The organism is Elusimicrobiota bacterium (genome assembly GCA_026388095.1).
GTDB lineage: Bacteria > Elusimicrobiota > Elusimicrobia > UBA1565 > UBA9628 > UBA9628.
On the sequence record JAPLKL010000021.1, the window covers coordinates 1 to 10,063 of the forward strand.

The 10,063-nt window shown below is 61.0% G+C and carries 9 protein-coding genes and 1 pseudogene; 7 read left to right on the forward strand and 3 right to left on the reverse strand.

Annotated elements, in window-relative coordinates; genetic code table 11:
• Positions 1–1,340 (forward strand): ATP-binding protein (locus NTY77_05875; protein ID MCX5795002.1); only part of this gene is annotated, 1,340 nt, incomplete at its 5' end.
• Positions 1,341–1,497: 157 nt separating this feature from the next.
• Here the strand turns inward: NTY77_05875 and NTY77_05880 are convergent.
• A pseudogene (locus tag NTY77_05880) lies at positions 1,498–2,686 on the reverse strand (aminopeptidase).
• 15 nt (positions 2,687–2,701) lie between these two features.
• Positions 2,702–3,115 (reverse strand): secondary thiamine-phosphate synthase enzyme YjbQ, encoded by a 414-nt coding sequence (locus NTY77_05885; GenBank protein MCX5795003.1) that lies wholly within the window; start codon positions 3,113–3,115, stop codon positions 2,702–2,704.
• Positions 3,116–3,181: 66 nt separating this feature from the next.
• Here NTY77_05885 and NTY77_05890 point away from each other — a divergent pair, with 66 nt between their 5' ends.
• Entirely contained in the window at positions 3,182–3,817 is a 636-nt protein-coding gene (locus tag NTY77_05890; protein MCX5795004.1) for a peptidase C39 family protein, read from the forward strand.
• Between the two features lie 222 nt (positions 3,818–4,039).
• Here NTY77_05890 and NTY77_05895 read toward each other — a convergent pair whose 3' ends face one another.
• On the reverse strand, positions 4,040–5,086 hold the full coding sequence (locus NTY77_05895; protein ID MCX5795005.1) for a hypothetical protein: 1,047 nt from the start codon (positions 5,084–5,086) through the stop codon (positions 4,040–4,042).
• 83 nt (positions 5,087–5,169) lie between these two features.
• Here NTY77_05895 and NTY77_05900 point away from each other — a divergent pair, with 83 nt between their 5' ends.
• The 5 genes from NTY77_05900 to NTY77_05920 all read left to right on the forward strand — a co-directional run bounded on the left by NTY77_05900 (position 5,170) and on the right by NTY77_05920 (position 9,896).
• Positions 5,170–6,468 carry an integron integrase gene (locus NTY77_05900; protein MCX5795006.1) on the forward strand — a complete coding sequence of 433 codons (1,299 nt, stop codon included), beginning with the start codon at positions 5,170–5,172 and terminating at the stop codon, positions 6,466–6,468.
• 175 nt (positions 6,469–6,643) lie between these two features.
• A complete protein-coding gene (locus tag NTY77_05905; protein ID MCX5795007.1) occupies positions 6,644–7,057 on the forward strand; it encodes a hypothetical protein in 414 nt (137 codons plus the stop codon).
• Positions 7,058–7,179: 122 nt separating this feature from the next.
• A complete protein-coding gene (locus NTY77_05910) occupies positions 7,180–7,551 on the forward strand; it encodes a hypothetical protein (protein ID MCX5795008.1) in 372 nt (123 codons plus the stop codon).
• A gap of 794 nt (positions 7,552–8,345) precedes the next feature.
• The gene (locus NTY77_05915; GenBank protein ID MCX5795009.1) at positions 8,346–9,227 is read left to right on the forward strand and encodes a hypothetical protein; all 882 of its coding nucleotides are present in this window, start codon (positions 8,346–8,348) and stop codon (positions 9,225–9,227) included.
• 252 nt (positions 9,228–9,479) lie between these two features.
• Positions 9,480–9,896, forward strand: coding sequence for a hypothetical protein (locus tag NTY77_05920; GenBank protein MCX5795010.1), 417 nt, complete (start codon positions 9,480–9,482; stop codon positions 9,894–9,896).
• Positions 9,897–10,063 lie beyond the last annotated feature (167 nt).

Below are 10,063 nucleotides of genomic sequence, written 5' to 3' on the forward strand. Positions count from 1 at the left end.
CCGTGCGCCACGGCGAGGGCCCGGCCGCCCGGACGCAAGGGCATGCGGAAGAGGCCCGGCTGGTGGCGCGCGTCCTGGCCGAGCGCCGCATCCTCAGCGCGGGAGGCAGCCGGGGCTGGGCGGCCGCGCCGCTGCTGCAGAACCGCCCGGACGGGCCGGCGCCGCTGGGCGCCGTGGTGGTCGGCTTCCCCGAGCCCCGGCCGCCGGACCCGGAGCTCGAGCAGACCCTGCTGGAGATCAGCCGCCTTCTGCGCAACGCGCGCCTGATGCAGCAGCATCTGGAGCACCAGCAGGTGCTGGGCGCCGTGACCGACCAGTCCGCCGACGCCATCTACATAACCGGCCAGGACTCCCGCATCGTGAGCTGGAACGCGGCGGCCGAGCAGCTCTTCGGCTACTCGCCGGATGAGGCCATCGGCAAGGCCGCGGACTTCCTGGTCCCGCCCGAGCGCATGGCGGAGCTCGAGGCCAAGAACGCCCAGGCCCTGGCCGAGGGCTGCGCCAAGAACTTCGAGACCGTGCGCCTGCGCAAGGACGGCAGCCCCGTGCCGGTGGAGGCGACCTTCTTCCTGCTGCGCGACGAAAAGGCCCGGCCCTTCGGCACCGTGCGCGTCTTCCGCGACATCACCAAGCGCAAGGAAGTCGAGCGCATGAAGTCCGAGCTCGTCTCTTTGGTCACGCACGAGCTGCGCACGCCCTTGACCTCGATCCAGGGCTGCGCCGAACACATGCTCGAAACCTGGCCGGAGCTCGCCTGCGAGCAGCGGCAGCACTTCCTGGGCGTCATCCTCTCCGAGGCCAAGCGGCTCGGAGACCTGGTCACCGACTTCCTGGACGTCTCCAGCCTGGAGGCCGGAGGCCTGCCGCTGCGCCCGTCCTGCGTGGACCTGCCCGGCCTGGCCCGCCGGGCCGCGGAGCTCTTCGCGCAGAATCCCGGCCGGGTCGCTTTCCAGGTCGCCTTCGCCCCGGGCAGCGAGACGGCCTGGGCCGACGAGGACCAGCTCTACCGCGTCATCGTCAACCTGGCCAGCAACGCGGTCAAGTACAGCCCGCCCGGAGGGACGGTCACGTTGTCGGCCCGCCTGGAGGGCGCGGACCTGGAGGTCAGCGTGGCCGACCAGGGCCCCGGCATCCCGGCGCAGGAGCATCAGAAGCTGTTCCAGAAATTCTACCGCGCGGCAGGGCCGGTCTCGCGCCAGACGCGGGGCACGGGCTTGGGCCTGGCCATCTGCAAAGGCATCGTGGAAAGCCACCACGGCCGGATCTGGGTGGAGAGCGCGCCGGGCCGAGGGACGACCTTCCGGTTCTCCTTCCCCCGGGACGGGCTCAAGCCCTCCTAGCGTCGTCCGAGCCCCGCCGGAGCTTCCGGTTGACGGAGGGGATTAAAAAAGTATAATTTGACCGATTTCGGACCACGCGGCTCGTGGTTCGGGGTGGCCGCAGCGGACATGGGACCCGCTGCGGCCTTGTTTTCGGCCCGACCGCCGGGCCGCCGCCCTAGTACTTGAACTGGCCCTTCTCGTAGACCGTGACGGTCTTGCCGTCCTTGAGCTTCGCGGTCACCAGCTTGTCCTCGGTGTTGATGATGTCCCAGTGGATCGACGAGTCGTTGAAGCCGAGCTCCTTCTTCCTGGCCTCGGTGAGCTTGGCCGGGTCGCCGGCGAAGGTGTCCGAATAGGAGACGCCCACGGCCACGTGGCAGTTGCCGTGCTTGCCGCCGAAGTTCTCGTCGAAGAGGGTGTCGGCCATGAACTTGTCGATCTTCGAGAATCGGATGTCGGTCAGCGAGAACTCGCCGATCTGGCGGGCGCCGGCGTCCGTGGCCAAGGTCTTCTTGACGAAGTCCTCGCCCTTGGCCGCCTGGATCCTCACCGCGCGGCCGGCCTTGAAGGTCAGCTTGATCCCTTCGACGATGTTGCCGTTGCGGAAGGAGGGGAGGTTGGCGTAGTAGGTGCCGCGGGTGCCGCGCCAGTCCGGCGAGGTGTAGATCTCGAAGGAGGGGATGTTGGCGCCGCTGATGCCCTTGAACGCCGAGCCTGGTCTCGAAGTCCATGCTCTTGGTCCGCACCCGGATGGTGTCGATCCTGAGGGACTGGAGCCAGCCCTTGATGGCCGAGCAGTCCTTGTAGGCGCGCCTCCACTTGGCCACGGGGTCTTTCTCGTCGAGATAGCAGGCCTTGGTGATCTGCGCCGCGTACTCCTTCATGGAGAGGCGGGCGTTCTTGGCGAGCTCTTCGGTGGGGTAGGTGCAGAGGGTCCAAGAGAAGTCGCCCTGCTCTTCCCGGCGGTCCCAGAGCTTGCGCAGAGGCCGCTTGGCGATGGCGACTTCGGCGATGCGCTTGGGGTCCACGGTCTTGAGGTGCGTCAGGCTGGCGGGAGCGTTGAGGGCGATGAGGCCGTGGCAGCTTTCGTAGAGCTCCTTCTCGCCGGCGTTGATGAAGGTGCGTTGGGCCTTGTCGGAGAGCTGGTAGAAGTCCTTCTCGATGACGGGATTGGGCTGGTAGCGGAGCAGGACGTTGACGCGGTGCGAGAGCAGCTTGCGGTGCACGACTTCGGCCAGGGGCATGGCGTCGAGGTTGACGCGCAGGATGATGACGCTGCCGGGCTTGAAGTGGTGCTTCCTCTCGGCCCCCAGGCCCCAGATGAGGGTGTCGGCGTAGTTCTCGAGCTGCTTCTCGGTGAAGATCATGTTCGCTCCTTGCTATTTTTCAGGGTCGGGCTGGAATTTGAGCCAGAGCTTGCGCGAGCGGGGCCCGTCGAACTCGGCGAAGTAGATGCCCTGCCAGGTGCCCAGGCACAGGCGGCCGTCCGCCACGATGACGGTGAGGGAGGGGGAGAACAGGGAAGACTTGATGTGGGCGTCGGAGTTGCCTTCGCTGTGCGCGAAACCCGAGTCCTCGGGGATGAGTCCGCTGGTGAAACTGATCATGTCGCGGGTGACGTCGGGGTCGGCGTTCTCGTTGATGGTGACGCCGGCCGTGGTGTGCGGGACGAAGAGGACCAAAGTGCCGCTGTGCGCTTGGGCTTCTTTCAGGAAGGACTGGACTTCGCCGGTGATGTTGATGAGCTCGCAGCGGCGGGCGGTGCGGATGGGGAGCTCCTTGGGCGCGGGCATGACGGACGAATCATAACAGTTTTTTGGCCCTCAGATGGGCGTTTGTAATGACATAATATAGGTGGAATGAAGCCACGGATCCCTTACTACGCACAGAGCGCGGAATTCACCTGCGGACCCGCCTGCGTGCTGATGGCTCTCAAGCGCTTCGACCCGAGCCTGCCCCTCAACCGCACTTTGGAATTCGAGGTCTGGAGGCAATGCAATATGATAGGGGTGCCGGGCGCGGACCCTTACGGGCTCTGCGTGCCATTGCAGGACGCCGGGCTCAAGGTCCGCTTGGTGACCCAATGGAAGTCTTCGGTCGACGCGGCCCGCTGGCGCGGGCAGCTTGAAAAGCACGGTTTCGATGCCGAGCAAGTGTCGCTGACGGTCTTCGGCATGATCGAGAACCGCAGGCGAGCCCTGTCTCGCCGCGTCCCGGTGCGGCGAGCGCGGCCCACGGTCGCACTGGTAGCCCGGCGGATCCGGGCGGGCTGGCTGCCGATCGCTTTGGTGCACATGGGCGTGGTGCACCGGCTCGACATCCCGCATTGGGTGGTGGTGGCGGAGGCTGATGCGGAGGCGGTGACCTTCAACGACCCCTACCCGCCCAAGGGGCGCCAGGGCAACCGGGTGAGCCCGGAGCAGTTCCAGAAGATGCTTGACGATGTGGGCACCCGGTCAGGGATGAGCCCGTCCGTGCTCTTCGTCAAGGCCTGACTTCCCCTGCGATCTTCCCTTTGACCTGACCCGCGTCATGACCTGTGTCATGGCCTGTGGCTCCATCATGACCTGTTCATGACCTGTCTCATGACCTGCGAGGTGGGAATTACAATAAAGCATGTGAATTCATGCATTATTTAGCACAATCATCATAACCTGCGGCTCCCCCATAAGGGGTACATTGGGGTGGCATATGTGGTCTTGGATGTGGGGAGGGGCCTACCGCGAGGAGGCCAGCACGGCCTTGCCCTTGGCGGTCAGACGGTACTTCTGGGAGTGGCTCTTCGGCTTGTCCGGCAGAGTCATCTCAAGGAACCCGCCCTCAAGCGCCGGGGCCAAGTAAAGGTTCCTGAAGTTGGCCGGGCTCTTGAGATGGAGTTTTTTCTGCAATTGCTCCCGGCTCATCTCACCCTGACAGGCCATGAGGAGTCTCCTGACCTCCTCCGGGACTCTAGGCGCGGACGGGGCGGGCGGAGGAGCGGGCAATGGTTCTTGGCCGCCGGCTTGCGCCGCAGGCGGGGCAGGCGGCCGCAGCGCAGGGCGATGGAAGATGACCCAAAAGCCGTCCTTGAGCTTGAACACCGGCTCGCGCAGGCCAGCCGAGCGGCAATGCCCGATCATGCGGTTGGTGCCATCCCCCTGGCCTTCCATGCTTGCGCAGAAGCACAGGGCCTGCGCCACCAAGGGATTGCCCGGCACCGAACTGTGCGCTTGGCGCAGCTGGTCCAAGCTCAGGGAGGGCGGCAAGGCGCCTGGATTGGATATCTCAAGCCGGTCGGAGAACAGCATCAACTGCATGCCTGTTGCGCCGGAGTAGTCCTGGTGCACCAAGGCGTTGAGCACGGCCTCGTGGACCGCCTCCTTCGGGATGTCGTAAGGCGGCAGGTCCCATCTCTGGACAGGCCGGCTGAGCCCTTGCAGGGCGAAGAACGCGGCCTGGAAGATCCATTCGAAGATGGTGCCGTCGCACACGCTTAGGCGGCGCAGAACGGTCGCGCCCGTGGGGCCTTGGAAATGGCGGCACTCGATGGGGGGCAAGGCGAGCAGCCGCCGAGGGTCGCGGCCGAAGAGGATGAGCGCGGCATTGGTGAGCCGGCCGTCCCGGATCAGGTGGAGGCGTTCCAGGAGGGCCTGCGGGGCCTCGTCCTTGGGGATCGAGCAGCCGCGGCCGCGCCGGGCGCTGGAAACGAACCACTTGATCTGGTCGAAGTTGAGGTCGTCCAACGTGGCCTTGGCGCAGACCGCGGAATCGAAGGGCTCGCTCATCGCAGCGCTATGATACAAAAGTCCGCCTATCGTTGAAGGGAACTTTCCCGCGCCTGTCTCGTATGTAGAGTGGGGGTGCGATCATGGAACCGATACGGATCAGGCTTGGCGAGCCGGGCAGGCTCATCGTACTCTTCCCCTATTCGCCCGAGCGCGTGGAGAAGATCAAGACCGTGCCCGGGAAGATCTGGCACAAGGAACAGAGGTATTGGTCGGTGCCGCGCTACGACAAGGCGGTAGAGCGCCTGCTGCAGGTCTTCGCCGGGGAGCAGGTGCTGCTGGGTCCGGGACTCGGGCCATCGCCGGCACCTGCGGTATCGGAAGTTCCGCAGGTGCCGGCCGGACGGATTCCCGTACGGCCGGAGCTCTCGCTGGCTGCCGCGCAGGATATCCACGCCCTGGTCAAGGTGCTCAGGGCCGCGGTGCGCTCGCGACATTACAGCCCGAGCACCGAGGCGATATACTCGTCCTGGGCCGAGCGGTTCCTGCGTCGCAACGCCGGCAAGCCGCTGGAGGCCCTGGGCGAAGCCAGCGTCGGCCGCTTCCTGTCGGACCTAGCCACCGAGTCCCATGTGAGCGCCTCGACCCAGAACCAGGCTCTCAACGCCCTGATCTTCTTCTTCAAGGAGGTCCTCAGCAAGGAGATCGGTTTTCTCGACGGCGTGGTGCGGGCCAAAAGGCCGGTGCGCCTGCCCGTGGTCCTGACCAAGGACGAGGTGGGCGCCATCCTCGGGCGCATGAGCGGCACGCCGCAGTTGATGGCCATGCTGCTCTACGGGGCCGGCCTGCGCCTGATGGAATGCTGCACCCTGCGGGTCAAGGATGTGGACTTCGGCCAGAACGAGATCGTGGTCCGGGCGGGCAAAGGCAACAAGGATCGCCACACGATGCTGCCGCTCATGGCCAAGGAGCCTCTGCAGAAGCACCTCGCCGCAGTCCGGCTGCAGCACAACGAAGACCTGCGGCTGGGCCTGGGGCGGGTCGCCATGCCCAACGACCTCGACAAAAAGTACCCCAACGCGGGCAAGGAGTGGGCGTGGCAATGGGTGTTCCCGGCCACCAGCCACTACGAGGATGCGGCGACCGGAGAGAGGAGGAGGCACCATCTGCACGAGACCGTCCTGCAGAAGGCGTTCAAGGAAGCCCGCTTGAAATCAGGCGTATGCAAAGCGGCGGGCTGCCACACATTGCGGCATTCCTTCGCGACACACCTGCTGGAAGGCGGCTATGATATCAGGACGATCCAGGAACTCCTGGGGCACAGCGACGTGTCTACGACCATGGTGTATACCCACGTGCTGAACAAAGGCGGGCGAGGGGTGAAGAGTCCGGCTGACGACCTGAAGATTGCGGGGGGGAATCGCACTGGACTGACCGGCTAGGCCGTCCCTGTAGGACCGCATATCGCAGCTTGGGAATTATATTGAAAAACGCAATGGGATGAAGTAGACTTCGCAAAGAAGTATTTCCAATGCCAGGATATGATGTTCGGTGTAATCTGAGTTGGGCAGATTATCAGGAACAGCTTAAAGGGGAGGAAATATGCGGGGCGTAATAATGGCTCTCTTCATCACTGCCGGCCAGTTGGCGCAAGCCGCCCCATCTGAAAAGGCCGAACCACAATCGTCACACATCTATTCATGTGTTGGCTCGCATAGCACTTCTATTGCATGCAAACCGGGAAAACCATGTGTTGCTGAAGCAAGTAAAGATCCCTCGACGATGAAGATCATAGGCCCGGAGTCGGATGAGCCCATGATGATAGGCAACATGGGGAACTCGCCTCTCCTGCCTTACGCTTCCGATGATGGTGGTGTAATACTTCTGGAAAAATCGGACCTTGGTAACGTCATTTTCTGGCGATGGCTCAAAGAGAGCAAGCGTTTATTCCAAGTAAAGGCCTATAACCTGCTGGGGATTGATTACTCCGTTACCGTACTGTACGAATGCAAGCGGGTTACCGCGAAGTGAACGACTGCCCAACATCGGGCTCTACGGCCGCGCGCATGCGCGGAGCCCGGTCAGGTGGGCCAACGCCGCGCGCACATAGCGCGCGCCGTAGGCCCCAGCGTTCTGCGTACAGGTAACAAGGGATGAGCGTTCTTCTGCCAGAGCCGAAAGCCAGCGATGTGCGGCAATCTAAGAAGCTTGCGGCCCTAGTCTGCGCATTGTTCTTGCTCAGCCTTTGTCTCTACGGACTTTTCCATTATTGGCCAACACGGTTTCCTCACATGGAAGCAGCCGGTGAGATTTGCATGGGCGCAACTCTAATAGTGATTGGCTTAAGCTCGATTATTGAAGGAAAGGGTTTTAGTGGCGCAGGCATGCTCATTTCATTTTGGCCAGCGGCAATCGTCGATCAGGAGAGGAATCCATTCAGCTACACTTTGGGGGTCATCATCTCCGTGGTCGCCGGCTGCAGTTTTTTCATTCATGGCATTTGGTCAATCTGGAAACACGGATAATGACGCAGAACATCGGCTTCGGCGGTCGCGCGCAAAGGCGTGGACCGCCAACGTGGGGCTGGCCTCAGCGGCACGCGCATAGTGCGCGCCGCCGAGCCCGGCGTTATCCACACTTGAACAGTGATTAAGATACCTGACCCGATTTGTGTCGGCTATTTTCCGAAACAGACGCAAGCTCGGCCCGCTGGGCTGCTAGAAGGAACCATTGTCGAGGAAATCTGCAGCGTAAGTAATTGCATATCGAAGGGCCCCGCCGATTGGGTCAATAAATGGATTCATAACGGCCTCTCGTTTTATGATAACGAATCACTTGCGTGGCAGGCCGTTGGTGACGAACGTGCAGGTTTTGAAATTTACGCATACAAAATCTATCCGCTGGAATTCGACAATGGCGAGGTCCGCCCATGGGAAGTCCCCATAAACCTCGAACTTGATCTGAGGAAATTCACTTTTGTCGGCTTCGATCTCGTCACTCGATGCGGAGCCTCAGGGTTCTCTCATTCAGCGCTATCATGCAATCATGGCGCTAACGCGTTCCCATCGAACAAATACTGCCTCATTGATCAGATTGAGCCGGCATATCAAGCTTGCGTCCAGGTCAGCAAGGGCAAGTATGAGCCTGGCCCCTATTGCCTTTTTGAAGTCTACAGGCAACGGAGAGGTGGATAACATCGGCTTCGGCTGTCGCGCGCAAGCGCGGAACCTAACGTGGGGTCGGCCTCCGCGGCACGCGCATAGCGCGCGCCGCCGAGCCCGGCGTTATACGGTAAGATTAGAATGCAGCGGAGAAATAATTGAGCAGCTCTAGTCTATTCGCAGCTCTACAATTGGCGGCCGTTTTCTGCTGCCAATCTCAAGCGGCCGATATGCTTCCCTCAGCAGTAAGCCAGTTCCGCCAGCGCCTGAGCAACAATGGATCAATCACCTTGCGATCATTTGACGGCAAAGCTCGGTGGAAGCGACCTCAAGGATTACTCGGTGACAACGTTGACATCACTTTCTTTTCCACAAGCGCCTACATGATCGAGTATGGACATAAGCCTGTGCGGTCAAAAGCAGCAGCGACATCTAAGGCATTGCCATCGGAAGACGAGGATACAGGATTCTACCCGCGTGTAGTCGCTGGCTACAAAGGACCGTACAGGATTCAGTCCAACGGAATGATCGAGATTCAGTTTCAAGATCCGGAGCGGACTTGGCCTACGATGCAATTGAAACCCGGCCCGGGATCATTACTATTGTTCCCGGAAAATATCGATCCGAAGGGCAGAACATTTGTTAGCCGGGATTCCGATTTCTGGCCATTCCGGGAGTTGATGGGCAACGAAGAGAAGGAGGCGCTGCGCATCATCAAAGACCGGACCCGATACCTCCAGGACAGTTTAAACTACGAGAAGCATGTCGAGAGGAAAATCCAGCAAGATGTGCTTGACTTGATTGTGGGGCCTGGCCACTCGACGGCAATCGTACTGTTCGAGACAGCACTGAATTTAAAGGCCAACGGACGGGGACAGTATGTGGTTCACCCAGTATTTGTAGGAATGAACGTTATCATTATCCACGATAAATCTGTGCTCAAGAGCGAAGACAAGATGAAACAGGTCAAAAATATGATTGTCAGCGTCGTGAAGCCGTATAAAATTGACGAAGCTGACATTATCTTCCGACCAAAATAGCCATGTTCCGTATAACTTCCGGTTCTGCGGGCGCGCGCAAGCTTCGGCGCAAAGTGGGGTTGACCACTGCGGCGCGCATCTAGCGCGCGCCGCAGGACCGTCGCGTTCGGCAGACTTGAACGGAAAATGATAATGCGATGCGCTTCTCTTATTGCGTTTCTTTTTCTGGTTTCTGCCTGCCACCCGCGCACCGCTCATGAGGTTGAGCCTAACGACGATCTGCGAACGGCCACTCCATTTGAATCAGACATTATGATCGGGACTATCGGGCGCGTGGGCGACCAGGATTGGTACCGCATCGATGTACCCGAAGCAGGACCCCCATTGCGAGCACAGCTTTCACTCAAACGGTATTCTTGGTTCAATGAATTTGAAGTAAATGCCACCGGAGTGCCAGGCCTTGCCCTCATGCTTTCCCTAAAACGATATGACGGGAGTCCCGCATCATGTGACCCATACCCCTGGAGTGTCCAGGTTGAAAATCGGTTGGGGCCATGCGATGCTTTTGATCAAGGAACTTATTTCTTGGTCGTTTCAGAGGCCACTGGCAAGGCAGCAAAGCCAGCGAGCACCTACACGCTCAACAAGAAATTGATCGTTCGTCCGATGCCGTACTATGGCGACTGGGAATCTCTCGACAATACGAAACCGCCTTCGGGACGTCAGTGAAGAATATGATCGTCAAGACTGCAAAGTGCGTAATCCGGGCAAGCCGACCAGCGTTTCGGTTCATGCCGACCACGCGTCCGGTCCATGCCGTCCACTATCGGAGCGTAGCGACGCTGGGCGTCGCGTCAGTCTAGCATAGGGCCGCTCGGGCCTGCACGTCTACCTCC

What these genes read in the sequence shown, in the direction of transcription:
- NTY77_05910 (MCX5795008.1), top strand. Translation starts at nt 7,180, where the DNA reads ATGAGCGTTCTTCTGCCAGAGCCGAAAGCCAGCGATGTGCGGCAATCT.
- NTY77_05890 (MCX5795004.1), top strand. Translation starts at nt 3,182, where the DNA reads ATGAAGCCACGGATCCCTTACTACGCACAGAGCGCGGAATTCACCTGC.
- NTY77_05920 (MCX5795010.1), top strand. Translation starts at nt 9,480, where the DNA reads ATGATCGGGACTATCGGGCGCGTGGGCGACCAGGATTGGTACCGCATC.
- NTY77_05885 (MCX5795003.1), bottom strand. Translation starts at nt 3,115, where the DNA reads ATGCCCGCGCCCAAGGAGCTCCCCATCCGCACCGCCCGCCGCTGCGAG.
- NTY77_05900 (MCX5795006.1), top strand. Translation starts at nt 5,170, where the DNA reads ATGGAACCGATACGGATCAGGCTTGGCGAGCCGGGCAGGCTCATCGTA.
- NTY77_05895 (MCX5795005.1), bottom strand. Translation starts at nt 5,086, where the DNA reads ATGAGCGAGCCCTTCGATTCCGCGGTCTGCGCCAAGGCCACGTTGGAC.
- NTY77_05905 (MCX5795007.1), top strand. Translation starts at nt 6,644, where the DNA reads ATGGCTCTCTTCATCACTGCCGGCCAGTTGGCGCAAGCCGCCCCATCT.